The sequence below is a fragment of the Geobacillus thermoleovorans genome (genome assembly GCF_001610955.1).
Lineage (GTDB): Bacteria > Bacillota > Bacilli > Bacillales > Anoxybacillaceae > Geobacillus > Geobacillus thermoleovorans.
In genome coordinates this window covers 75,001-100,120 of sequence record NZ_CP014335.1, presented here as the reverse complement: position 1 = coordinate 100,120, position 25,120 = coordinate 75,001, and the positions used below count along the sequence as shown (strand labels likewise).

The following is a 25,120-nucleotide window of genomic DNA, read 5'->3' as shown; positions in this document are numbered from 1 at the left end:
TGGCCGGTTTATTCTTTCGTCACCGCATCTTTCTCTTCGCCGGCTTCTTCCCGTTCGGCCGGTTTGACGTCCACCATGATGGCATCCGGTGCATGGTCATCATCATCATCAAAGTTTTCCATGTTCACTTCTTGTTCATCGCTCGTCAAAATCGTGACGTCCATGCCCAAGCTTTGCAGCTCTTTGATCAACACTTTAAACGACTCCGGCACACCCGGCTCCGGAATGTTTTCCCCTTTGACGATCGCCTCGTACGTTTTGACACGGCCGACGACATCGTCGGACTTGACGGTCAAAATTTCTTGCAACGTGTATGCCGCCCCATACGCCTCAAGCGCCCATACTTCCATCTCACCAAAGCGCTGGCCGCCGAACTGCGCCTTGCCGCCGAGCGGCTGTTGAGTGACGAGTGAGTACGGGCCGGTGGAACGGGCATGAAGCTTGTCGTCGACCATGTGGGCGAGCTTGATCATGTACATGATCCCAACCGACACGCGGTTATCAAACGGTTCACCCGTCCGTCCGTCATACAGCACCGTTTTTGCATCGCGCGCTAGACCTGCCTCTTCGAGGATGTTCCAAACGTCTTCCTCCGTCGCCCCGTCAAAGACCGGGGAGGCGATGTGCAGGCCGAGTTTTTTCGCCGCCATGCCAAGGTGCAGCTCAAATACTTGCCCGATGTTCATCCGCGACGGAACGCCGAGTGGGTTTAACATGATGTCAATCGGCGTGCCATCCGGCAAGAAGGGCATATCTTCCTCCGGCAAAATGCGGGAAATAACCCCTTTGTTTCCGTGGCGGCCTGCCATTTTGTCGCCCTCGGAAATTTTCCGCTTTTGCACAATATAGACGCGCACCAGTTGATTGACACCCGGCGGAAGCTCGTCGCCGTCTTCGCGGTTGAACACTTTCACGTCAAGGACGATACCGCCGCCGCCGTGCGGGACGCGCAACGACGTATCACGCACCTCGCGCGCTTTTTCGCCGAAGATCGCGTGCAAAAGCCGCTCTTCCGCCGTCAGCTCGGTCATTCCTTTTGGCGTCACTTTGCCGACGAGCAAGTCGCCGTCTTTGACTTCTGCGCCGATGCGGACGATGCCGCGTTCATCCAAGTTTTTCAGCGCATCCTCGCCGACGTTTGGAATGTCGCGCGTAATTTCTTCCGGACCGAGTTTCGTATCGCGCGATTCGGCTTCATACTCTTCAATATGAATTGATGTATACACGTCTTCTTTGACGAGCCGTTCGCTCATGATGATCGCGTCTTCGTAGTTGTAACCGTCCCATGTCATAAAAGCGACAAGCACATTGCGGCCAAGCGCCAATTCGCCCTTATCCATCGACGGGCCATCGGCCAAAATTTCGCCCTTCTCAACGATATCGCCTTTTTTCACGATCGGCCGCTGGTTGTAGCACGTGCCTTGGTTCGAACGAACGAATTTCAGCAACCGATATTTATCTAGATCACCCTTGACTTCTTTGCCGTCCACTTCAATCAGCCGACGCACCCAAATTTCCTTTGCTTCGACGCGCTCGACGATGCCGCGGTGCTTGCAAATGACCGCTGCGCCCGAGTCTTTCGCCGAAACATACTCCATCCCCGTGCCAACGATCGGCGCTTCGGGTTCCAACAGCGGCACGGCTTGCCGCTGCATGTTCGCTCCCATCAGCGCGCGGTTCGAGTCGTCGTTTTCCAAAAATGGGATGCACGCCGTCGCTGCCGAGACGACTTGCTTCGGCGAAACGTCCATGTAGTCGACGCGATCGCGCTTGACGACGATGTTCTCGCCGCGGAAACGGGCGACAACGTTTTCTTCAAGGAACGTGCCGTCCTCCGCAAGCGGTACGTTCGCCTGCGCTACAACGTAATTGTCCTCTTCATCGGCTGTCAAATAATCGATTTGGTCCGTCACCCGCCCTGTTTCCGGATCGACGCGCCGGTATGGCGTTTCAATAAAGCCGAACTTGTTCACTTTCGCGTAAGTGGACAGCGAGTTGATGAGTCCGATGTTCGGACCTTCCGGCGTTTCAATCGGACACATCCGCCCGTAGTGCGAATAGTGAACGTCGCGCACCTCAAACCCAGCGCGCTCACGTGTCAATCCGCCAGGGCCAAGCGCGGACAGACGCCGCTTGTGCGTCAGTTCGGCCAATGGGTTCGTTTGATCCATGAACTGTGACAGCTGCGAGCTGCCGAAAAACTCTTTGATCGCCGCGATCACTGGGCGGATGTTGATCAGCTGCTGCGGCGTAATCGTGTTCGTATCTTGGATCGACATGCGCTCGCGCACGACGCGCTCCATGCGCGACAGGCCGATGCGGAATTGGTTTTGCAATAGTTCGCCGACCGAACGGAGACGGCGGTTGCCTAAATGGTCGATGTCATCCGTATCGCCGACGCCGTGGAGCAAGTTGAAGAAATAGCTGATCGACGCAATGATGTCAGCCGGTGTAATATGTTTGACATCCTCGGCGATGAAGCCGTTGCCGATGACGTTGATCACTTTTTCGCCATCCGGGTCATTCGGGGCATAAATTTTGATCGTTTGCACCGAAATGTCCCCGTCCACCACCCCTTCGGCCGGGCGGTATGTCTGTAAGCCGACCCCTTTTTCCAAATACGGGAGCAGGCGATTCAGCGTTCGGCGGTCGATCATCGCTCCAGCTTCGGCGATGACTTCCTTGGTTTCGGGATCAATGATCGTTTCCGCGAGCCGCTGATTGAACAGGCGGTTTTTAATATGAAGTTTTTTATTGATTTTATAACGGCCTACGCTCGCCAAGTCATAGCGCTTCGGATCAAAAAAGCGCGACGCCAGCAAATTTTTCGCATTCTCAAGCGTCGGCGGCTCTCCCGGACGAAGACGCTCGTAAATTTCAATCAACGCTTTTTCCGTGCTGTCGGTATTATCTTTTTCAAGCGTATTGCGCAAGTATTCGTTGTCGCCGAGCAGATCGATGATTTCTTGGTCGGAGCTGAACCCAAGCGCACGGAGAAGCACCGTAACGGGCAGTTTACGGGTGCGGTCGATGCGAACGTAAACGACGTCTTTCGCATCGGTTTCATATTCAAGCCATGCGCCGCGGTTCGGAATCACTGTCGCCGAGTAGCCGCGTTTGCCGTTTTTATCAACTTTGTCGCTGTAATAGACGCTTGGCGAACGGACGAGCTGGGAAACAATGACGCGTTCCGCCCCATTGATAATAAACGTTCCGGTTTCCGTCATGAGCGGAAAATCGCCCATAAACACGTCTTGTTCTTTCACTTCGCCCGTTTCTTTATTAATCAAGCGAACTTTGACGCGAAGCGGCGCCGCATATGTAACGTCGCGTTCTTTCGCCTCTTCGACCGTATATTTCGGTTCTCCTAAACTATAGTCGATAAATTCAAGCGAGAGATTGCCGGAAAAGTCTTCAATCGGGGAAATTTCCCTAAACATTTCCCGCAGCCCTTCATCGAGAAACCATTGGTAGGAGGACGTTTGAATTTCGATCAAGTTCGGCAATTCCAGCACTTCGCTGATGCGTGCATAGCTTCTGCGTTGGCGGTGTCGCCCGTATTGAACTAGTCGGCCTGTCAAGAGTGATTCACCCCTCAAATGTAGACATTAGTGAAAACCGGAACCGGAACAGCTCCATCATCCGCTCTGCTCAGCAATCAATGCCTTCAAGGCGGACTGGCCGCTCCGTCATTCCGGGGCAAAGCACTAGGCATGCATGCGGCCGGCCCCCGCCATCCGGGCGGAAACGGCTTCGTTGCGTGCACCGCCGTTTCATTTAGGGGATTTAACACGCTCCCGGCGCGAGGAAACCAGGCGTTGAGTTGAATGGAGAAAAAAAGAAAATGGTTTCTATTCCAATAGAAAACCATATGGTTCGTTGTTTATTGATTTTATCATTGTTTCCATTGCGTCCAAAATTATACGTCATCCCCTCTGCACGGGAAATGTGCATATTTAGCATTTTATAATGCTACCACAATAAAAAAACGGTGTCAACATTTTTTCGCCTTTATGATATAATATCCTTTTTTCTTCGCGACGACTTCTACAGCAGGAAAGCATTCGTTCAGCTTTTGCAAGGCCGATGGGGCGCCTTGCTTTTTTTGAATGACGACCCATAGCTCGCCATGATCGAGCAGATGATCGCGGCTTTGTTCAAAAATCGCGTAAACGACCCGTTTGCCAGCCCGGATCGGCGGATTGGTGACGACCGCTGCAAATCGCTGTTCTCCGACTTCCGAAAAAAGATCGCTTTTGTAAATCACCGCATTGTCAATCCCGTTTGCCTGCTTGTTTTCCTGCGCCAGTTCGAGCGCCCGCTCGTTGACATCAATCATGTGAACGCGCCGGTTTGGAAACGATTTGGCCAAGGCAAGCCCGATCGGCCCATATCCGCAGCCGACATCCAACAAATCCCCAGCCACTCCCGGCTCCTCGAACGTTTCAATTAACAGGCGTGTGCCAAAGTCGACTTCGCGCTTTGAAAACACTCCGCTGTCGGTCGTAAAGCGGAATTCATGCCCCCGCAACACGTACGTCCACGTTTGCGGGTTTCGCTCCGACGTCGGATTGACTGAGTAATAATGCTCGCTCATCATCATCCCCTCCTCCTTGTCGACAGGCTGCACTGCCTTCCGTTATATAGTGTAACAAAAAAGAGGCCGTCCCTTGCTTCGGGCAAGCCTCTTTTTTCAATGGCGCAGCCATTACTTGATTTCGACTTTCGCGCCAGCTTCTTCGAGTTTTGCTTTGATTTCTTCTGCTTCTTCTTTCGCAATGCCTTCTTTGATCGGCTTCGGGGTGTTGTCGACCAAGTCTTTCGCTTCTTTCAGGCCGAGGCCAGTGATTTCGCGAACGACTTTGATGACTTTGATTTTTTGCGCGCCGGCGTCGGCAAGAATGACGTCGAATTCCGTTTTTTCTGCCGCTGCTTCAGCGCCAGCTGCTGCGCCGCCCGCGACAACAACCGGAGCCGCAGCTGTTACGCCGAATTCTTCCTCGATCGCTTTCACCAATTCGTTTAATTCCAATACGGTCATATTTTTCACTGCTTCAATGATTTGTTCTTTCGTCATCACAACTTCCTCCTTTGTTTTCTGAATGATTGTTAAGCACATATCGATGCGCCATTACGCGCCTTGTTCCTCTTGCTTGTCAGCCACCGCTTTAATCGCAAGCGCAAAGTTGCGGATCGGGGCTTGAAGAACGCTAAGCAACATCGAAAGCAACCCTTCGCGGGACGGGAGTTTCGCCAACGCATCGATTTCTTCTTTGCTGGCAATGTTCCCTTCGATGACGCCGCCTTTGATTTCCAATGCTTCATGCGTTTTCGCAAACTCGCTTAAAATTTTTGCCGGCGCCACGACATCTTCATTGCTGAAGGCGATGGCATTTGGACCGGTGAACACTTCATCCAGTCCTTCCAAGCCGACTTCCGCGAGCGCCCGGCGGGTCAAGGTGTTTTTGTACACTTTAAACTCGACGCCTGCCTCGCGCAGCTGTTTGCGCAACTCGGTCATTTCCGCCACGTTCAAGCCGCGGTAATCAACGATGACGGTTGCCTTGCTGGCCCGGAATTTGTCTGCGATTTCCGCGACCACTTGTTTTTTCAGTTCAATCGCGCTCGACACGTCCTGCACCTCCTGTAAGGAAAATGAGAGAATACCACTTATACCGTCTGCTCAATAAAAAACCTCCATGCCGCGTAGACATGGAGGTGTCGTTCAACGCACCGCCGCTCGTCCCCGACGCAGGGCGCGCTGTTCTATCGTCCACATACCTCGGTAGGAAATTAAGCCTCAAACAGGCACCTACTGTCTACGGTACAAATGATATTCATTTGTTCAGCCAAATGGCATTTTAACAGACGGACAAACAAAAGTCAACGGTTATTGTGCAACAGCAACCGTGGACGGGTCAACCTTGATGCCAGGGCCCATTGTCGATGTAATCGTGACGTTTTTCACGTACGTCCCTTTTGCCGCCGCCGGTTTGGCTTTCAAAATTGCTTCATAGACGGCCGCGAAGTTTTCAGCCAATTTCTCGTTGTCAAACGACACTTTGCCGATCGGAACGTGGATGTTGCCCGCTTTGTCGACGCGGTATTCCACTTTACCAGCCTTGATTTCCTGCACCGCTTTTGCTACGTCAAACGTGACTGTTCCGGTTTTCGGGTTTGGCATCAACCCTTTCGGCCCTAAAATGCGGCCGAGTTTCCCGACTTCACCCATCATGTCCGGCGTAGCAACAACGACATCAAAGTCAAACCAACCTTGCTGGATTTTGTTGATATATTCTGCATCGCCGACATAGTCAGCGCCAGCCGCTTCTGCTTCTTTCGCTTTTTCCCCTTTCGCGAACACCAACACGCGCGCCACTTTCCCTGTGCCGTGCGGCAGGACGACGGCGCCGCGAATTTGTTGGTCCGCTTTTTTCGGGTCGACGCCCAAACGGAACGCCACTTCCACCGTGGCATCGAATTTCGCGATGTTCGTTTTTTTCACGAGCTCGATTGCTTCAGCAATCGGGTATGCTTTGGAGCGGTCGACGAGCTTCAATGCTTCTAAGTATTTCTTTCCTCTTTTCGGCATGTGAAAAATCCTCCTCGATTGTGGTTTTAGCGGAAAAACCTCCCACATTGAACGTTCTTCGCTTCTTTCGAAAACGAAGAAGCGGACGGATGCCCATTCATCGGGCCCGTCTTGCTGTTTTTGTTCATGGAGAGAGAGGTTGCCCAATGACGCAACCTCCCCTACAAACGACGCACCGGCTTTAGTCTTCAATCACAATGCCCATGCTGCGGGCCGTGCCTTCGATCATGCGCATGGCCGCCTCAATGCTCGCCGCATTCAAATCCGGCATTTTCAGCTCAGCGATCTCACGTACTTTGTCGCGTTTAATTGTCGCCACTTTGTTGCGGTTCGGTTCGCCGGAGCCCGATTCAATGCCCGCCGCTTTTTTCAGCAATACAGCGGCTGGCGGCGTTTTCGTGATGAATGTAAATGAACGGTCTTCAAAAACCGTAATTTCAACCGGAATGATCAACCCTGCTTGGTCCGCCGTGCGGGCATTAAACTCTTTGCAAAACGCCATAATATTGACACCGGCTTGACCCAACGCAGGACCTACTGGCGGCGCCGGATTCGCTTTCCCTGCAGGAATTTGCAGTTTGACGACCTTGATTACTTTTTTCGCCACGAGACACACCTCCTTAAGTCCGTGATGTGGTATTAGGGATTGCCCCTCCCACTCATCCGGCTCCGGTCTACTGAGCCGTTTTCCTATCTCCCGTTCAGTTGAGAGGATCAGCGTAAAAACAAAACGGCTCCCTTATACAAGGGTATAAGTTCACCGCCATATGTCTCCGTTTAAGAGACATACTGACTTTAAAATAGTATCACTTTTCCCTATCAATTGCAAGTTCTTTATCCATTAGATTTTTTCTATTTGCGAAAACTCAAGCTCCACCCGTGTTTCGCGCCCAAACATATCGACAAGCAGCTTCACTTTATGTTTATCCGGGTCAATCGCTTCAATTTTCCCTGTAAAGTTCGCAAACGGACCTTCTTTGATCCGCACCGTTTCATTTACCTCATAGTCTACGTCAACCTCGGCAAGCGGCATGCCCATCCGCTTCAAGATCATTTTTACTTCTTCCTCCATAAGCGGCGTCGGTTTCGAACCAGCTCCGCTTGAGCCAACAAATCCAGTGACGCCCGGCGTGTTGCGCACGACATACCATGAGTCATCCGTCATGACCATCTCAACGAGCACATAGCCAGGGAACACTTTCTTTTTCGTCGTTTTCCGTTTTCCGTTTTTGACGTCCGTCTCCGTCTCTTCCGGAACGACGACGCGAAAAATTTTATCTTTCATTCCCATCGATTCGACGCGTTTTTCCAAATTGGCTTTCACTTTGTTTTCATATCCCGAATATGTATGGACAACATACCAGTTTTTCTCCATCAACAAGCCTCCCCAAGGCGGTTTTCGTTTTGTTTTTTGCGCAAAACAAAAACCCGTTGCCGGGTTCCATACGCGCACGATTATCTTTCATTATAACATATCCTTTGTCCGCTTATTCAAACACGAGGCGAATCAACTCAGAAATGCCGAGGTCCACAACGGCAAAAAAGACGGTGAAAAACGCCACCGTGGCCAACACGACCGCCGTGTAGTTCACTAACTCCTTCCGGTTTGGCCAACTCACTTTTTTCAGCTCGCGTACGACTTCTTTTAAAAAGTTGATTACTCGCTGCATCACTCGTACCTCCATCATCGTTCAAAACTATCTCCACCGTCTATTTCGTTTCACGATGGATTGTATGTTTGTTGCATGTTGAGCAAAACTTGTTGGCCATAAGGCGCTCACCAAGGCGACGTATTTGTTTTGCTGCCGTATAGTTTCGGCTTGCGCACTGCACGCAAGCCAGCGTCACTTTTTGGCGCATCAGCATTCCACCGTTCCTGCGAGATGTCCATAAAAATTTATCATATTGGCTGTTTCGCTGTCAATGACATCTTTTGATGCGGCGTTGCGATGCTATAAACTGATCTCGCGGTATTCCAAATATTTCTCGAGCTTCCGCTTGACGCGTTGCAACGCGTTGTCGATCGACTTGACATGGCGGTTCAGCTCTTCGGAAATTTCCTGGTATGAGCGTCCATCCAAATACAAAGCGAGCACTTTCCGCTCGAGGTCGCTGAGCAGTTCCGCCATCTTTAGTTCAATATCATCGACTTCCTCGCGGTTGACAATCAATTGTTCCGGGTCCGTCACCTGCGTGCCGGACAACACATCCATCAGCGTCCGGTCAGATTCATCGTCATAAATCGGCTTATCCAAGGAAACGTAAGAGTTGAGCGGAATATGCTTTTGGCGGGTCGCCGTTTTAATCGCGGTAATCATTTGCCTTGTGATGCAAAGTTCTGCAAACGCTTTAAATGAGGAAAGCTTGTCCCCCTTAAAATCACGGACGGCCTTATACAGACCGATCATTCCTTCCTGCACGATATCTTCCCGATCAGCTCCGACTAAAAAATAGGAGCGAGCTTTGGCGCGCACAAAGTTTTGATATTTATGGATTAAAAAATCAAGTGCTTCCCCATCCCCTTCGTGAACGAGCGCAACAAGCTGCTCATCGTCCAGCTGATGATAACCTTTCCCTTTCATTGCTTTCAAGCATTCCCCCACGCTGATCCCCCCGACCGCATCAATCGCTAACATGTATTATACAGGACAAATTTTTACAGCGTCAACCGCTCATTTTTCTCCTCTTCGCCATTTTTCAAAAATTTCAGCAATTCTATCATTTAGCGGAACTTTGGAGATCGGAGTGCGTTGCCGCATCGCTTTTACTTTTTGGGAAATGTCCCGCTCAACCGTCTCGACTTCATCCAATAGCTCGCGCGCCGACTTGCGCAGGGCGCCTTGGCCGAACACCGTCCATTGTTCGGTGTAGTCGGAGGTAGCGACATACACTTTTGTGCGCGCATTCATCAATGTTTTCGCCAACCGTTCAATTCGCTCATCGGCCGTCTCATGTTCCTTTGTAAAAATGACATCGACGTCGTAATGTTTATACTTTTTCTCGTTTCCTTGCACGAGGTGGGCATCGAATACGATCACGACATGGTCCCCGGTGAATCCTTTGTAGTCAGCCATTTTTTCAATCAATAAATCCCTTGCCGCTGCCAGATCGCCCTCTTCTTTCAGCCGGCGCAGCTCCGGCCAAGCACCGATCATGTTATAGCCGTCGACAATCAAAATGTTCATTCGCTATTCTCCCAACGGATACCGCTTCCGGTACACCTCGTACATGAGCAGGCTGGCGGCGACAGAGGCATTGAGTGAGGTGACATGGCCGCGCATCGGCAACCGGAACAAGAAATCGCACTTTTCAAGCACTAGGCGGCTGATCCCTTTTCCTTCGCTCCCGATTACGAGCGCCAACGGCATCGTGCCATCGAGCGAGCGGTAGTCGTCTTGAGCCGATGCATCCGTTCCGGCTACCCACACTCCGCGCTCTTTCAGCTCGTCAATCGTCCGCGCCAAGTTTGTCACACGCGCGACCGGAACGTGCTCAATCGCCCCGGTCGACGCCTTCGCCACCGTTTGGGTCAGCCCGACCGAACGCCGCTTCGGAATAATGAGGCCGTGCGCCCCGACCGCATCAGCGGTGCGCATGATGGCCCCTAAATTATGCGGATCCTCAAGCTCATCCAAGATGAGAAAAAACGGCGCCTCGCCCCGCTCGGCGGCGCGAGCGAACAAGTCATCAATTTCATAGTAGCGGTAAGCCGCCGCCTGAGCGATCACCCCTTGATGAGCTCCTTCAGCCATCTGATCAAGCTTGCGCTTCGGGACATATTGGACGAGCACGCCCCGCCGCTTTGCCCATTCAAGCACAGGTTCGACGGTATGGCGCTGCGCCCCTTCCGCGATCCAAATTTTATTGATGTCGCGCCCGGCTTTGAGCGCTTCAATGACCGGATTTTTGCCGATAATGTAGTCCATCATTCCAACGCCCTTTCTTCCCTTTCAATAATGGCAAACGAACGGCCGATCAGCTCATCAACCCGCTTTTCATTATTAACCAAAAAATGATAACCGATGAGCGCCTCAAAGGCCGTGCTATGCCGGTATGTTTGCACATCCGTATTTTTCGGGATTGTGCCTGATTTGGCATTGCGGCCGCGGCGGACGATGTCCTTTTCCTCCTCGGTCAGGACGCCCTCGTCAAGCAACGCCAAAATCACTCGCGCTTGCGCCCGCGCCGACACATAGCGGACCGCCCGCCGATGCAGCTCATGCGGCCGCACGCTGCCGCCAGCAAGCAAATGGCGTCGCACATACACCTCGTACACGGCGTCGCCAATATAGGCAAGCGCCAGTCCATTTAACTGCTTCACATCGTTGACCGTTTCAAACTCCGCCATCATCGCGTGCTATCCCCGTTTCCATCTCGTTCCTTGCGGCGTGTCTTCCAAAATAATGTTTTTCGCTCTCAACTCGTCGCGAATGCGGTCGGCCAGCGCAAAATCGCGGTTTTTCCGCGCTTCATTGCGCTTTTGGATCAACGCCTCGATTTCCTCATCAAGCAGCTCATCCTGCTTCAAGGTGAGTCCAAGTACGTCCGCCAGCTGTTCGAACTCGCGCAAAAACGCGTGAATGACCTTCTCGGATGTCGTTTTTTCCTGCAAGTACAAGTTGGCCTGCTTCGCCAGTTCAAACAATACGGCAATGCCGTTCGCCGTGTTGAAATCGTCGTCCATTTCACGGATGAACGAGGCGCGGATGTCGGCAATGCGCGAAACCCATTCCTCGTCATTGTCCGTTAAGTTCGTGCTTGCCTGCAGGCGATGCTGCAAATTGCTGTACGCCGTCTTCAGGCGCTCGAGTCCGCGCCGCGCACTCTCAAGCAGTTCCTCGCTGTAGTTGATCGGATGGCGGTAATGCACCGACAGCATGAAAAAACGCAGCACTTGCGGGTCGATCTCCCGGATAATATCGTGAACGAGCACGAAATTGCCAAGCGACTTCGACATTTTTTCGTTGTTAATATTTAAGTACCCATTGTGCAGCCAATATTTCGCGAACGGTTTGCCGGTCAGCGCCTCCGACTGGGCGATTTCGTTTTCATGGTGCGGGAATGTCAAGTCCTGGCCGCCGGCGTGGATATCGATCGTATCGCCCAAATATTTGCGCGCCATCGCCGAGCATTCGATATGCCAACCAGGCCGCCCTTTCCCCCATGGACTGTCCCAACAAATTTCTCCTTCCTTCGCTGCTTTCCAAAGGGCGAAATCAAGTGGATCGTCTTTTTTCTCCCCAATTTCGATGCGCGCCCCAGCTTGCAGCTCATCGATCGATTGATGAGACAGCTTGCCGTATTCGCGGAACTTGCGCGTCCGGTAATACACGTCGCCGTCGACTTCGTAGGCATATCCTTTGTCAATGAGCGCCTGAATGAATTCGATAATCGTATCAATGTTTTCGGTCACCCGCGGATGGATGTCCGCTTTTTTGCAGCCAAGCGCCTGAATGTCTTCAAAATACGCCTCAATAAACCGCTCAGCGATCGCCGGCACGCTCTCGCCGAGCTCGCGGGCCGCTTTGATCAACTTGTCATCGACGTCGGTAAAGTTCGATACATACGTCACATCATAGCCGCGGAACTCCAAATAGCGGCGGATCGTGTCAAAAACGATGGCGGCCCGAGCATTGCCGATGTGAATATAATTATAGACGGTCGGGCCGCACACATACATTTTCACTTTATTCGGCTCCAGCGGCTCAAACGGTTCTTTTTTTCGCGTCAGTGTATTATAAAGCCGGATGCTGCTCATACTCGTTCTTCCTTTCTTGTTGTTTCAATGCCTCAAGCTCGCTTTTCAGCCGGGCGATTTCCTCTTCAAGCTCCCGAAACCGGTCGGCGATCGGGTCAGGAAGGTCGGTATGGTTTAAATCTTTCTTCACTTTCACCCCGTCGCGCACAACGACGCGGCCCGGAATGCCAACGACGGTCGAATTGGGCGGTACGTCTTTTAACACGACCGACCCAGCGCCGATTTTCGAGTTTTCCCCGATCGTAATCGAACCGAGCACTTTCGCGCCGGCAGCGATCAAACAGTTGTCTTTGATCGTCGGGTGCCGCTTCCCTTTTTCTTTCCCTGTCCCGCCTAATGTGACCCCTTGATAGACAGTGACATTGTCGCCGATTTCGCACGTTTCGCCGATCACCACGCCCATGCCGTGGTCGATGAAAAAGCGGCGGCCGATTTTCGCGCCCGGATGGATTTCAATGCCAGTGAAAAAGCGGCTGATTTGCGAAATCAAGCGGGCAAGAAAGTAAAATTTCCGCTTGTAAAGCGCATGGGCGATCCGATGCGCCCAGATGGCATGCAGGCCGGAATACGTTAAAATGACTTCCAAATAGCTTCTCGCCGCCGGGTCTTGCTCAAAAATGACCTCAATATCCTCTTTTAACGTTTTAAACATAATGTCCTCCCTCCATCCCTCTAAGTTGTCTTGAATAAAAAAGCGTCCCTGTGCCGCAGACACAGAGACGCTTTTGGCGCGGTTCCACTCTGTTTAGCGAAACGGGGCGCCGTTTCGCTCACTCGATTCCGATAACGGAGATGCTCCGCTCCCCTCTACTGCAGAACGTCTCTGTTCCGGTTCGAAAGGAGACTCCGAGGCGCACTTCAGACAGCACCGAACATAAGCCGCTTCCAGCCAAGGCGGCTCTCTCTGGGATGCCGATGCTTCCTACTTCTCCTCGTCAACGCTTTTTCTTTATGCGCTTGTTCCATCGAAACTTTATATTATTATACCACATCCATCATGCAAACGTGCATAGAGGCCGATTAAAATTTTTCTTGCAACGCCCGCTCCAGCCGCTCGATCACTTTTTCTTTGCCGAGCAACTGAATGGCAAACGGCAGCTCCGGTCCGTGCGTTTGTCCCGTCACCGCCGCGCGGATCGGCATAAACAACTTTTTCCCTTTTTGCCCGGTCGCCTTTTGCACCGCTTTAATGGCCGCTTTAATCTCGTCTGCCGTAAACGGCTCAAGCTCACGCACGCTCTCAAGGAAGGTGGAAAGCACAGCCGGCACTTGCTCTTCAGCAAGCACTTGACGCGCCTCGTCCTCGTAGTCGATTTCTTCTTTAAAGAACAGCTCAGACAGCGGGACGATCTCCGCACCGTAGCTCATTTGCTCTTGATACAAAGCAATTAAATCGCGCGCCCATTGCCGCTGTTCGTCCGTCATATCCGCCGGCAGGCGCCCGGCTTTCACTAAATGCGGCAAGGCCAGCTCGACAAGCCGGTCAAGATCAAGCTTTTTGATATATTGGTTGTTCATCCATGTCAGCTTTTTCGTATCAAACATGGACGGCGATTTTGACAGCCGGGAGACATCGAACATGCGGATCAGTTCGTCTTTCGTAAAAATTTCTTCCTCTCCTTCCGGCGACCAGCCAAGCAAAGCGAAAAAGTTGAACATCGCTTCCGGCAAATAGCCAAGTTCTTTGTATTGCGAGACGAACTGAATGATTGATTCATCGCGCTTCGACAGCTTTTTCCGCTGCTCGTTGACGATCAACGTCAAGTGCGCGAACTGCGGCGGCTCCCAGCCGAAGTACTCGTATACCATGAGCTGCTTCGGCGTATTGGACAAATGTTCCTCACCGCGAAACACATGACTGATTTCCATTAAATGGTCGTCGATGACAACAGCGAAATTGTATGTCGGAATGCCATTCGCCTTGACAATCACCCAATCGCCGCCGACATCTTTCGATTCAAACACCACTTTGCCGCGCACTAAATCGTAAAACTCGTACGTTTTCCCTTCCGGCACCTTCAGGCGGATCGTATACGGCTTCCCTTGCGCCTCGAGCTCCGCGACCTGCTCCGGCGTCAAATGGCGGCATTTGCCGCTGTACTGCGGAGCGGCGATGCCGGCCGCCCGCTGCGCCTCCCGCTCGCGCTCGAGCTCTTCCGGCGTGCAAAAACATTTGTACGCATGCCCTTGCTCAAGCAATTCATTCACATATTTTCGGTAAATATCGAGCCGCTCCGTTTGCCGGTACGGCCCGTAGCCGCCATCTTGATCAATCGATTCATCATAATCAATGCCGAGCCATTTTAAGTTTTCGAGCTGCGACTTTTCGCCGCCTTCGACGTTCCGTTCAATATCCGTATCCTCGATGCGGACGATCATTTTTCCACCGTGATGGCGGGCAAACAAATAGTTAAACAGCGCTGTCCGCGCCCCGCCGATATGCAAATGGCCGGTTGGGCTCGGCGCATAGCGCACGCGCACCTCTTTTGCCATCATCCAAACCCTCCACTTCCATCAAAGCTTGTGCTATTATTGTACCGTTTATCGCGGCAAAGTTCAAAACAGACAGCTCTCGCCTAAGCCGCACCACGCCGCCGACGCCCCCCTTTACACCTCCTAGCCAGGACGGCGAACAAAGCGCTTATGTATTAAAGAACGAGGCCTTCCCAAATGATGCTGCCAAAGGCCGCTCCATTAGCTTTTTTGCAGCAAGACGACCGCCTGGGCGGCAATGCCTTCCCCCCGCCCAGTGAATCCAAGCTTCTCCGTCGTCGTTGCCTTCACATTGACTTGCGAGCGCTCGGCTTCCAGCAACCGAGCGATCACCGCCCTCATTTCTTCAATATATGGCGCCAGCTTCGGCTTTTGTGCGATGATCGTGCAGTCGGCGTTCACGAGCCTATACCCTTCCTGCCGAGCGAGCGCCCATACGTGCGCCAACAGCTCAGCCGAGTCGGCATCTTTAAAGCGCGGATCTGTGTCTGGAAAATGCCGGCCGATATCGCCGGCGCCGATCGCCCCAAGGCATGCGTCCGCCACCGCATGAAGCAGCACGTCGGCATCTGAGTGGCCGAGCAGCCCCTTTTCATACGGAATAGTAACGCCGCCAATGATCAGCGGACGCCCTTCAACAAGCTGATGGACGTCAAACCCTTGTCCAATGCGAAACATCTCTCCACCCCCATCTATTCGGCCATCCGGCTTGCCAAAATCGCTTCAGCAAACAAAAGGTCCTCCGGCGTCGTCAGCTTAATATTGCGATAATCCCCCTCAATGATCTTCACCGGCTTGCCGATTCGCTCCACAAGGCTGGCGTCATCCGTGCCGAGATAGCCAGCCTGTTTCGCCGCTTCGTGCGCTTCCATGATCAAAGACAGACGAAAAGCTTGTGGCGTCTGCACCGCCCACAAGCTGGAACGATCAATCGTCTGTTCGACAAACAAACCGTTCGCTTTTTTGATCGTATCTTTCACCCGCACTGCCGGGATCGCCGCCCCGTACTGAACAGCGGCGTTCACTAGCTCGTGCAAATGATGGACGCGGACAAACGGGCGGGCGCCGTCATGGATGAGAACAATCTCCTCCCCCGCGAGCGCCTGCAATCCGTTATAAACGCTATACTGCCGCTCCTCGCCGCCGTCGGTAAGCGCGGCGACTTTTTGAATGCGAAAGCGGGCGAGCAGCTGCTCAAATCGGCTTCGCTCGGCTGGGTTGACGACGAGCACGATGCGGGTGCACCGCTCATCGCGCTCAAACACGTTCAGCGTCCGAACGATGAGCGGCTCACCGCCAAGCTCAAGGAATTGCTTGTTCATGCCGGCGTTCATCCGCTTTCCTCGCCCGGCCGCCAAGACAATCGCTTCGTAATTCATTGGCCGTTTCCCCTATTCGTTTTACAACGCTTTTTGCAGCAGTTTCAATTTGGCAAAAATCATTCTCCCTGCAGATGTTTGTAACACGCTGGTGACTAAAACGTCAACCCGTTTGCCGATATATTCTTTGCCATCTTCAACGACGATCATCGTCCCGTCGTCCAAATAGGCCACGCCTTGGTTATGCTCCTTCCCATCTTTAATGACGTGTACGTTCAGCTCCTCGCCTGGCAACACGACCGGTTTGACGGCATTCGCTAAATCGTTGATATTCAAAACACGCACGTTTTGCAGCTCACATACTTTGTTTAAATTGAAATCGTTCGTCACGACAACGCCTTGAAGCTGCTTCGCCAGCTTGACGAGTTTGCTGTCGACTTCCTGGACGTCGCTGAAATCCGCTTCATGGATTTCCACTTTCATCGCCATTTCTTTTTGGATGCGGTTCAAAATATCCAAGCCGCGGCGGCCGCGGTTCCGCTTCAGCACATCGGACGAATCGGCGATATGCTGCAATTCTTCGAGCACAAACCGCGGAATGACAAGCGGCCCTTCCAAAAACCCGGTTTGGCAAATGTCTGCGATCCGCCCGTCGATGATGACGCTCGTATCCAAAATTTTCACAGCACCGCCCTTTGACGGTTCGTTTTCCGCTTCTCCACCTTTTTTCTTCGCCATGCGATTGGACAAGGAAAATAAGTTCATCAACTCATTCCGTTTCTTTAAACCGACGCGAAACCCTAAGTAGCCAAGCAACACCGTCAAAAAAATCGGCAACACCGTATTCAACACTTGAATGTGAAACGACTGCAACGGCATGACAACGAAAAACGCGATAATAAGACCGAAAATCAGCCCGAGACTGCCAAACAGCACGTCGGCGGCCGGCGCCTTCACGAGCGTTTCCTCCACCCAGCGAATCATGTCGACCACATAATCGACAAGCCAAAACGTCAACAAAAAGAAAACGACTGCCCCCAGCACCGCCAGCGTATAAGAATTATTGAGAAGCGGCATGCCGCTCACATTCATCACCTTAAGCAAGTCAGGAAAAAACATGGCGCCTAACGTTCCGCCCACGGCGAGGAAAAATAATTGCACAATGCGTTTGACCATCAGCCCATCTTCACCTCCCTATTTAACATTATAAACAGTTTCCAATGTTTGAAACCAATTGGAAGGCAATTTTTAATCGTTTTTGAACATTCGACATCTGCTTGTAACAATAGCAGAAAACGCCGGCCAAACGCCGTAGTTGTTTCGGATCTCCCTACTATATTTTTACGTACATCAGAGCGAAAAGGTTCAATCCTTTTAGGCTGTTTATGCCTCTGCTTGAGCATTTAAGAATGAAGAGGCGATGAATTTTTGATCGCTCATATCCCCTTGGACACGAAGAAGCGGGCCGCGCAGGCGAAAGAGCGATTAACACATTGTATGCTCAAGCGCCTCGGCCACATGCGAAACACCGATCACTTGCACACCTTTTGGCGGCTGCCAGCCGGCTAAATTGTTTTTTGGCACAATGATGCGGGAAAAGCCTAATTTTACCGCCTCCTGCACGCGCTGTTCGATGCGCGAGACGCGGCGCACCTCTCCAGTTAAGCCGACTTCGCCGATAATGACATCCGCCGGATTCGTCGGCCGATCGCGAAAGCTCGAGGCGATGCTGACAGCGACCGCCAAGTCAATTGCCGGCTCATCAAGCTTCACGCCGCCCGCCACTTTCAAATAAGCATCTTGGTTTTGCAACAGCAGCCCAACCCGCTTTTCGAGCACGGCCATCAAAAGCGACACACGGTTATGGTCAAGGCCGGTCGCCATCCGTCTCGGGTTGCCGAAGCTCGTCGGCGAGACGAGCGCCTGGATTTCCACGAGCACCGGCCGCGTCCCTTCCATCGCCGCCACGACCGTCGAGCCAGCCGCTCCGCGCGACCGTTCTTCTAAAAACACTTCTGATGGGTTTTCCACTTCCTTCAGCCCAATGTCGCGCATCTCAAAAATGCCGATTTCGTTCGTTGAGCCAAAACGGTTTTTCACCGCTCGCAAAATGCGATACGTATGGTGTCGCTCCCCTTCAAAATAGAGAACGGTGTCCACCATATGTTCGAGCAGGCGCGGCCCGGCGATCGCCCCTTCCTTCGTCACATGACCGACGATAAAAATGGCAATGCCTTTTGTTTTCGCCAGCTTCATCAGCTCGGCCGTGCATTCGCGCACTTGGGCGACGCTGCCCGGTGCAGAGGAAATATCGGTGCGATACACCGTCTGAATCGAATCAATGATGACACAAGCAGGTTGAACCGTTTCAACCGCTGCCACAATGTATTCCAAATCTGCTTCCGCCAACACGTACAGCTGATCGCACTCCGCACGAAGGCGTCCAGCGCGCAGCTTTACTTGTTTGACCGATTCCTCACCGGAGACATACAGCACTTGATGCCCAGCGGCGGCCAGCTGCGCCGATGTTTGCAAAAGCAACGTTGATTTGCCAATGCCAGGGTCGCCGCCGATCAAAACGAGCGAACCTTTGACGATTCCACCGCCCAGCACGCGATCGAGCTCCGCGCTGTTCGTTTTCATGCGCGGCTCTTGCACCGCCTCCACGGCTGTAATCGGGACCGGTTTGGCCGAACCCGCCCGCTCCGAATGAAGAAATGCGCCGCGCACAGTCGGTTTCTCCTGCTCAATTTCCTCAACAAACGAATTCCATGTTTGGCATCCCGGACAGCGTCCAAGCCATTTGGCCGACTCATATCCACACTCTTGGCAAACGAACTTCGTTTTCTTCTTCGCCATCGATCTTAACCCTTTCTGTAACGTTTTCCAACGAAAAAAAGGCATGGGCAGGAAGCTGCCGCATGCCTTTTCTTCCCTCACACGACCGCTTGTTTCGACAATACGACAAACTCCCCGTCTTTGACATCCACGACGACTTTTTGCCCTTTGGCGATCGTGCCTTTTAACAATTCTTCGGACAAACGGTCTTCAACATGCTTTTGCAAGGCGCGGCGCAGCGGGCGGGCACCGTATTCTGGATCGAACCCTTCGGCGGCGATTTTCTCAATGGCGGCCTCCGTCAGCTCAAGATCAATGTCTTGCTCTTTCAGCCGCTTCACGAGCGTATCGGCCATCAATCGGACGATTTGTTTCAGATGGTCTTTTTCGAGCGAATGGAAGACGATGATTTCGTCGATCCGGTTTAAAAACTCTGGACGGAATGCTTTTTTCAGCTCATCCATCACTTTGCTTTTCATATCTTTGTATTGCTGGTTCCCGTCTTGAATGTTGAAGCCAACGTACTTATTCCGTTTCAGCGCATCGGCGCCGACGTTGGACGTCATGATGATGATCGTGTTGCGGAAGTCGACCGTCCGCCCTTTCGAGTCAGTCAGCCGCCCATCTTCCAACACTTGCAGCAAAATATTGAACACGTCCGGATGCGCTTTTTCCATCTCATCTAACAGGACAACCGAATACGGCTTGCGGCGCACTTTTTCCGTCAGCTGGCCGCCTTCTTCATAACCGACATACCCCGGCGGCGACCCGATGAGCCGCGATGTCGAGTGTTTTTCCATATACTCGGACATATCGATGCGAATGAGGGCGTCTTCATCGCCAAACATCGCTTCTGCCAAGGCTCGAGCCAACTCCGTTTTCCCAACCCCGGTCGGACCAAGGAAAATGAACGAACCGATCGGGCGTTTCGGGTCTTTCAGGCCAGCACGGGCGCGGCGCACCGCTTTGGCGACCGCTTTGACCGCCTCGTCTTGGCCGACGACACGCGAATGCAAAATTTCTTCCAGCTTGAGCAGCCGCTCCGTTTCCGTCTCAGCGAGCTTCGATACCGGAATGCCGGTCCAACTCGAGACGACCGCGGCGATGTCTTCGACCGTCACTTCCAAATTTTCTTGGCCTTGTTTTTCTTTCCACGCACGTTTCGTTTCCTCCAGTTCTTCGCGCAGCCGCTGTTCCATATCGCGCAGCGACGCCGCTTTCTCAAACTCTTGGCTTTGCACGGCCGCGTCTTTTTCTTTCCGCACTTCCTCGAGCTTTTGTTCAAGTTCTTTCAATTTCGGCGGTGCGGTGAACGAACGAAGGCGCACTTTCGAGCAAGCCTCGTCGATCAAATCGATCGCCTTATCCGGCAAGAAACGGTCGGTAATGTAGCGGTCGGACAACTTGACGGCTTGCACGATCGCCTCGTCGGAAATCGAAACGCGGTGGTGCGCTTCATACCGATCGCGCAACCCTTTTAAAATTTGGATCGATTCTTCCACTGTCGGTTCATCAACGTAAATCGGCTGAAAGCGGCGTTCAAGCGCGGCGTCTTTTTCAATATATTTCCGGTATTCATCGAGCGTTGTCGCGCCGATGCATTGAAGCTCCCCGCGCGCCAACGCCGGTTTCAAAATGTTCGACGCGTCGATCGCTCCTTCCGCCCCACCGGCGCCAATTAATGTATGCAGCTCATCGATAAACAAGATGATGTTGCCCGCTTGACGAATTTCATCCATCACTTTTTTCAGTCGGTCTTCAAATTCTCCACGGTATTTCGTTCCGGCGACGACTGTCCCCATATCGAGCGTCATGACCCGCTTGTCGCGCAGCGTTTCCGGCACTTCGTTATTGACGATTTGTTGGGCTAACCCTTCAGCAATGGCCGTTTTCCCAACGCCCGGCTCGCCGATCAACACCGGATTATTTTTCGTCCGCCGGCTTAATACTTCAATGACGCGCTGAATTTCTTTACTGCGGCCGATGACCGGGTCCAGCCGCCCTTCGCGGGCAATCGCTGTCAAATCGCGGGCGAGGCTGTCAAGCGTCGGAGTGCTCACGTGCGAAGCACCGCCGCCATGGCCTGACATCGACTCATTGCTGCCAAGCAGCTGCAACACTTGCTGGCGCGCTTTGTTCAAGCTTACTCCCAAGTTGTTCAGCACGCGGGCGGCCACCCCTTCGCCTTCGCGGATCAACCCAAGCAAAATATGTTCTGTGCCGACGTATGAATGGCCGAGCTTCCGCGCTTCATCCATCGACAGCTCAATTACTTTTTTCGCCCGCGGTGTATAGTGGATCGTATGCGACACTTCACTGCCACGGCCGATGAGCGATTCGACTTCTTTTTGAATTTTATCTGGGCCGAGCCCAAGCGCCATGAGCGCCTTAGCCGCGATCCCCTCGCCCTCGCGGATGAGGCCGAGCAAAATATGTTCTGTGCCGATATTGTTATGGCCGAGGCGAATGGCTTCTTCCTGCGCCAGCGCCAGCACTTTTTGCGCCCGTTCCGTAAATCTGCCAAACATCATCGTTCATCACCCTCCATCTTTCTTCGTTCCTCCATCTTTAAACGCTCCCGGATCAGCGCCGCGCGGCGGACGTCCCGTTCTTCAGGGCGAAGCGCCCCGCCGGCATATTGCTGCAAAAATCCCGGCTGCGTCAAAATCATCAGCTCATTTAAAATGTTGCGCGAGATGTTCTTGATATATCCTAGATCAATCCCTAAGCGAACATCGGACAGACATTGCGCCGCTTCTTTCGATTCGATGACGCGGCAGTTGGCCAGTATGCCGTATGAACGGAACACCTTGTCTTCTAATTGTATGCCCAAAGTTTTCACTAATGCCTGACGAGCCGCTCTTTCTTGGGCGATCAGCTGCTGAACGATCGTATGCAAATCAGCAACAATGTCTTCCTCCGATTTCCCAAGCGTGATCTGGTTGGAAATTTGGAATATATTTCCCAACGCTTCACTCCCTTCACCGTATGTTCCACGGACAACAAGCCCAAGCTGGTTGATGGCAGGAATAATACGGTTAATTTGCTGCGTCAGCACAAGCGCCGGAAGATGCATCATCACCGAAGCCCGCAATCCCGTCCCGACATTGGTCGGGCAGCTCGTTAAATAACCAAGCCGCTCGTCAAAGGCATAGTTGACATACCCTTCAATCCAATCGTCCAATTCGCTCGCCGCCTCGAGAGCCTCAGCAAGCTGCAACCCCGGGAATAGGCATTGGATGCGGATATGATCCTCCTCGTTGATCATGATGCTGATTTCTTCATTTTCCGAAAGCAGACAAGCGCCAAACGGCGAATCCTCAGCCAGATGCGGACTAATTAAGTGTTTTTCTACCAATACCCGTTTTTCAATCGGCTGAAGCTCCGACATTTTCAACAACTCGAAGCGGCCTGCCCCTCCGTAAGAACGATGGGCGAACGTCCGTTCAAACAACGCGACGATTTGCATCGCTTCTTCACTGCTAAACAGCGTTGGAAAACGAAAGTCAACGATGTTGCGCGCCAGTCGGATGCGACTGCTTAAGACGATGTCCGAATCCGGCCCCTCTTGGCTCATCCACGCGCTGACCGCCGTATTGAAAAACTTCTCGAACGACATACCGCTTACATATCCCCCTCTCCGCGTCGACGCAGTTCATCCTCCAACGAGCGGATTTGGTCGCGCACCTCGGCCGCCCGCTCGAATTCCTCACGAGCAACGAGCTCCTGAAGCTTTTGTTTCAACATAGCAAGTTGCTTGCGCAAATGGAGAACGCCGCCTTTTCGCTTCGGAATTTTTCCTGAATGAGCGGTATTGCCGCTATGGAGCCGTTTCAAAATCGGCGGCAAGTAGCGTGCAAACGTCCGGTAGCAGTTAGCGCAGCCGAACCGCCCGATTTGTGTGAATTGATGGTATGTCATTTGGCACGTCTCACATTGAAGTACATCCGGGTTCGGAAACGCGTTCGCCGTCATCTCTTTCATCGGCGCTTGAAAGTTAAGAAGCCCCGCCAACAAGTTGTTGAGTGAAAAATCATCATTGCCGTAGAACGTAAACATATGGCCATGCTCTCTGGCACATTGCTCGCAAAGATGGAACTCCGTTTTCTCTCCGTTTACAATTTTTGTAAAGTGCATCGTGGCCGGCCGCTGCTTGCATTCTTGGCAAATCAATGCCTCCCCCTCCCCCTATTTGTATTTCAGCGACGTCAGCATCGCTTTTAACATGCGGGCCCGCAGTTCGTCCCGCTCGGGCAAATCGATATATAAAACAGAACGATCCATAGCGCTTAACATAATTTTCGCTTCCCGCTCCGAAATTACCTTTTCTTCAACGAGACGTTTTACCACATCTTCGGCATTCGATTGGCTGATGCGGTGGCCGACAAGCTCGAGCAGCTGGTCAATAAGCTGTGCTTCACTCTTTGTCTTCACTTTCATAATGCGGATATACCCACCGCCACCGCGCTTGCTTTCGACGATGTACCCTCTTTCAAGGGTAAACCTCGTATTGATGACATAGTTGATCTGCGACGGAACACATTGGAATTTATTAGCGATTTCGCTTCGTTTAATTTCAACGATATCTTGGTCGCTCATATTGAGCACTTGCTTTAAATATTGCTCAATGATGTCGGAAATGTTCGGCACTCTACCTACCACCTTCCTTACAACCAAGCTGCCTGGCGATGGGCCGTCCGCTGACCAGGACACCCCACTGCCTATTTGTTGACTTTGACTATATTTGACCTTACTCTTACTATACAATGTATTACGGAAAATTTCAAGAGTGACCAAAGAAGGAAAACTAACTATAGAATATCCGTTTTTTTGGACAATAAAACGTCAAGCAGCCGAATAAATGAAAAAGCACGCCTTTTCTTCCAAGGAAAGAAAAGACGTGCTTTCCATTTTGCCTAGCAGCGACCTACTCTTGCAGGGGCGCTGGCCCCAACTACCATCGGCGCTGGAGGGCTTAACTTCCGTGTTCGGGATGGGAACGGGTGTTTCCCCTCCGCCATAGCCACTAGGCAATGATGATCATCTTGGACAGTAATTATTATATCCATCCTGTTGGATTTGTCAACAGGATGTTCATTCCCTCAAAACTAGATAACCGTTGGAAGAAGCCACTCATAGGTTAAGCCCTCGATCGATTAGTATCCGTCAGCTCCACGTGTCGCCACGCTTCCACCTCGGACCTATCGACCTCGTCATCTTCGAGGGATCTTACCCGCTTTGCGCGGTGGGAAATCTCATCTTGAGGGGGGCTTCACGCTTAGATGCTTTCAGCGCTTATCCCGTCCGCACATAGCTACCCAGCGGTGCCCCTGGCGGGACAACTGGTACACCAGCGGTGCGTCCATCCCGGTCCTCTCGTACTAAGGACAGCTCCTCTCAAATTTCCTCCGCCCGCGACGGATAGGGACCGAACTGTCTCACGACGTTCTGAACCCAGCTCGCGTACCGCTTTAATGGGCGAACAGCCCAACCCTTGGGACCGACTACAGCCCCAGGATGCGATGAGCCGACATCGAGGTGCCAAACCTCCCCGTCGATGTGGACTCTTGGGGGAGATCAGCCTGTTATCCCCGGGGTAGCTTTTATCCGTTGAGCGATGGCCCTTCCATGCGGAACCACCGGATCACTAAGCCCGACTTTCGTCCCTGCTCGACCTGTCCGTCTCGCAGTCAAGCTCCCTTGTGCCTTTGCACTCTCCGAATGATTTCCAACCATTCTGAGGGAACCTTTGGGCGCCTCCGTTACCTTTTGGGAGGCGACCGCCCCAGTCAAACTGCCCACCTGACACTGTCTCCCACCCCGCTAAGGGGTGCGGGTTAGAATTTCAATACCGCCAGGGTGGTATCCCACCGTCGCCTCCACCGAAGCTGGCGCTCCGGCTTCCCAGGCTCCCACCTATCCTGTACAAGCGATACCAAAATTCCATATCAGGCTGCAGTAAAGCTCCACGGGGTCTTTCCGTCCTGTCGCGGGTAACCTGCATCTTCACAGGTAGTATAATTTCACCGGGTCTCTCGTTGAGACAGCGCCCAAGTCGTTACACCTTTCGTGCGGGTCGGAACTTACCCGACAAGGAATTTCGCTACCTTAGGACCGTTA

General features: G+C 52.5%; 24 protein-coding genes, 2 rRNA genes and 2 other annotated features (1 of these 28 cut by a window edge). All 26 genes read right to left on the bottom strand.

From position 1 onward, the window contains the following. Window positions 1-8 precede the first annotated feature (8 nt). The gene (gene rpoB, locus GT3570_RS00550) at window positions 9-3,581 is read right to left on the bottom strand and encodes a DNA-directed RNA polymerase subunit beta (RefSeq protein WP_011229613.1); all 3,573 of its coding nucleotides are present in this window, start codon (window positions 3,579-3,581) and stop codon (window positions 9-11) included. A 413-nt stretch (window positions 3,582-3,994) separates the two neighbouring features. Beyond that, entirely contained in the window at window positions 3,995-4,597 is a 603-nt protein-coding gene (locus GT3570_RS00545; RefSeq protein ID WP_025039126.1) for a class I SAM-dependent methyltransferase, read from the bottom strand. A gap of 111 nt (window positions 4,598-4,708) precedes the next feature. Then, window positions 4,709-5,077, bottom strand: coding sequence for a 50S ribosomal protein L7/L12 (rplL, locus tag GT3570_RS00540; protein WP_012820484.1), 369 nt, complete (start codon window positions 5,075-5,077; stop codon window positions 4,709-4,711). A 54-nt stretch (window positions 5,078-5,131) separates the two neighbouring features. Continuing rightward, complete coding sequence (gene rplJ / locus GT3570_RS00535) at window positions 5,132-5,632, bottom strand: 50S ribosomal protein L10 (RefSeq protein ID WP_011229610.1); 501 nt, start codon at window positions 5,630-5,632, stop codon at window positions 5,132-5,134. A 47-nt stretch (window positions 5,633-5,679) separates the two neighbouring features. Beyond that, window positions 5,680-5,843, bottom strand: a sequence feature (ribosomal protein L10 leader region). Between the two features lie 47 nt (window positions 5,844-5,890). After that, on the bottom strand, window positions 5,891-6,592 hold the full coding sequence (gene rplA / locus GT3570_RS00530) for a 50S ribosomal protein L1 (RefSeq protein ID WP_011229609.1): 702 nt from the start codon (window positions 6,590-6,592) through the stop codon (window positions 5,891-5,893). Window positions 6,593-6,773: 181 nt separating this feature from the next. After that, a complete protein-coding gene (rplK, locus tag GT3570_RS00525) occupies window positions 6,774-7,199 on the bottom strand; it encodes a 50S ribosomal protein L11 (RefSeq protein WP_011229608.1) in 426 nt (141 codons plus the stop codon). Between the two features lie 234 nt (window positions 7,200-7,433). Next, on the bottom strand, window positions 7,434-7,967 hold the full coding sequence (gene nusG / locus GT3570_RS00520; protein WP_011229607.1) for a transcription termination/antitermination protein NusG: 534 nt from the start codon (window positions 7,965-7,967) through the stop codon (window positions 7,434-7,436). 112 nt (window positions 7,968-8,079) lie between these two features. Beyond that, window positions 8,080-8,262 carry a preprotein translocase subunit SecE gene (gene secE, locus GT3570_RS00515; protein WP_012820481.1) on the bottom strand — a complete coding sequence of 61 codons (183 nt, stop codon included), beginning with the start codon at window positions 8,260-8,262 and terminating at the stop codon, window positions 8,080-8,082. Between the two features lie 40 nt (window positions 8,263-8,302). Further along, window positions 8,303-8,452, bottom strand: coding sequence for a 50S ribosomal protein L33 (gene rpmG, locus GT3570_RS17615; RefSeq protein ID WP_011229605.1), 150 nt, complete (start codon window positions 8,450-8,452; stop codon window positions 8,303-8,305). Window positions 8,453-8,544: 92 nt separating this feature from the next. Further along, window positions 8,545-9,174 carry an RNA polymerase sporulation sigma factor SigH gene (gene sigH, locus GT3570_RS00510; protein WP_020278980.1) on the bottom strand — a complete coding sequence of 210 codons (630 nt, stop codon included), beginning with the start codon at window positions 9,172-9,174 and terminating at the stop codon, window positions 8,545-8,547. 90 nt (window positions 9,175-9,264) lie between these two features. Continuing rightward, entirely contained in the window at window positions 9,265-9,777 is a 513-nt protein-coding gene (locus GT3570_RS00505; protein WP_011229603.1) for an NYN domain-containing protein, read from the bottom strand. 3 nt (window positions 9,778-9,780) lie between these two features. Beyond that, the gene (rlmB, locus tag GT3570_RS00500) at window positions 9,781-10,518 is read right to left on the bottom strand and encodes a 23S rRNA (guanosine(2251)-2'-O)-methyltransferase RlmB (protein WP_011229602.1); all 738 of its coding nucleotides are present in this window, start codon (window positions 10,516-10,518) and stop codon (window positions 9,781-9,783) included. Beyond that, window positions 10,518-10,943 carry a Mini-ribonuclease 3 gene (locus tag GT3570_RS00495; protein ID WP_012820476.1) on the bottom strand — a complete coding sequence of 142 codons (426 nt, stop codon included), beginning with the start codon at window positions 10,941-10,943 and terminating at the stop codon, window positions 10,518-10,520. The genes rlmB and GT3570_RS00495 overlap by 1 nt, the downstream gene beginning before the upstream one ends. Window positions 10,944-10,949: 6 nt before the next feature. Next, window positions 10,950-12,350: a cysteine--tRNA ligase gene (gene cysS, locus GT3570_RS00490; RefSeq protein WP_011229600.1), complete on the bottom strand. Its 1,401-nt coding sequence runs from the start codon at window positions 12,348-12,350 to the stop codon at window positions 10,950-10,952. Beyond that, entirely contained in the window at window positions 12,328-13,065 is a 738-nt protein-coding gene (cysE, locus tag GT3570_RS00485; RefSeq protein ID WP_075261495.1) for a serine O-acetyltransferase, read from the bottom strand. The genes cysS and cysE overlap by 23 nt, the downstream gene beginning before the upstream one ends. After that, window positions 13,063-13,298, bottom strand: a binding site (T-box leader). It overlaps the preceding gene by 3 nt. A 72-nt stretch (window positions 13,299-13,370) precedes the next feature. After that, window positions 13,371-14,843, bottom strand: a complete 1,473-nt coding sequence (gene gltX, locus GT3570_RS00480; RefSeq protein WP_011229598.1) for a glutamate--tRNA ligase — start codon at window positions 14,841-14,843, stop codon at window positions 13,371-13,373. Between the two features lie 201 nt (window positions 14,844-15,044). Further along, a complete protein-coding gene (ispF, locus tag GT3570_RS00475; protein WP_011229597.1) occupies window positions 15,045-15,521 on the bottom strand; it encodes a 2-C-methyl-D-erythritol 2,4-cyclodiphosphate synthase in 477 nt (158 codons plus the stop codon). Between the two features lie 14 nt (window positions 15,522-15,535). Next, complete coding sequence (ispD, locus tag GT3570_RS00470) at window positions 15,536-16,222, bottom strand: 2-C-methyl-D-erythritol 4-phosphate cytidylyltransferase (RefSeq protein ID WP_062898297.1); 687 nt, start codon at window positions 16,220-16,222, stop codon at window positions 15,536-15,538. Window positions 16,223-16,243: 21 nt separating this feature from the next. Next, complete coding sequence (locus GT3570_RS00465; protein WP_011229595.1) at window positions 16,244-17,338, bottom strand: PIN/TRAM domain-containing protein; 1,095 nt, start codon at window positions 17,336-17,338, stop codon at window positions 16,244-16,246. Between the two features lie 309 nt (window positions 17,339-17,647). Next, on the bottom strand, window positions 17,648-19,021 hold the full coding sequence (gene radA / locus GT3570_RS00460; RefSeq protein ID WP_011229594.1) for a DNA repair protein RadA: 1,374 nt from the start codon (window positions 19,019-19,021) through the stop codon (window positions 17,648-17,650). Between the two features lie 77 nt (window positions 19,022-19,098). After that, window positions 19,099-21,531, bottom strand: a complete 2,433-nt coding sequence (clpC, locus tag GT3570_RS00455; RefSeq protein WP_011229593.1) for an ATP-dependent protease ATP-binding subunit ClpC — start codon at window positions 21,529-21,531, stop codon at window positions 19,099-19,101. After that, window positions 21,528-22,619, bottom strand: a complete 1,092-nt coding sequence (locus GT3570_RS00450; RefSeq protein WP_011229592.1) for a protein-arginine kinase McsB — start codon at window positions 22,617-22,619, stop codon at window positions 21,528-21,530. Before GT3570_RS00450 ends, clpC begins: the two co-directional genes overlap by 4 nt. 5 nt (window positions 22,620-22,624) lie before the next feature. Then, on the bottom strand, window positions 22,625-23,173 hold the full coding sequence (locus GT3570_RS00445; RefSeq protein WP_011229591.1) for a protein-arginine kinase activator protein McsA: 549 nt from the start codon (window positions 23,171-23,173) through the stop codon (window positions 22,625-22,627). Window positions 23,174-23,188: 15 nt separating this feature from the next. Then, a complete protein-coding gene (ctsR, locus tag GT3570_RS00440; RefSeq protein WP_011229590.1) occupies window positions 23,189-23,650 on the bottom strand; it encodes a transcriptional regulator CtsR in 462 nt (153 codons plus the stop codon). 264 nt (window positions 23,651-23,914) lie between these two features. Further along, window positions 23,915-24,031: ribosomal RNA gene (gene rrf, locus GT3570_RS00435) — 5S ribosomal RNA — on the bottom strand. A 105-nt stretch (window positions 24,032-24,136) separates the two neighbouring features. Next, window positions 24,137-25,120 (bottom strand): 23S ribosomal RNA (locus GT3570_RS00430); it runs 1,946 nt beyond the window's last position.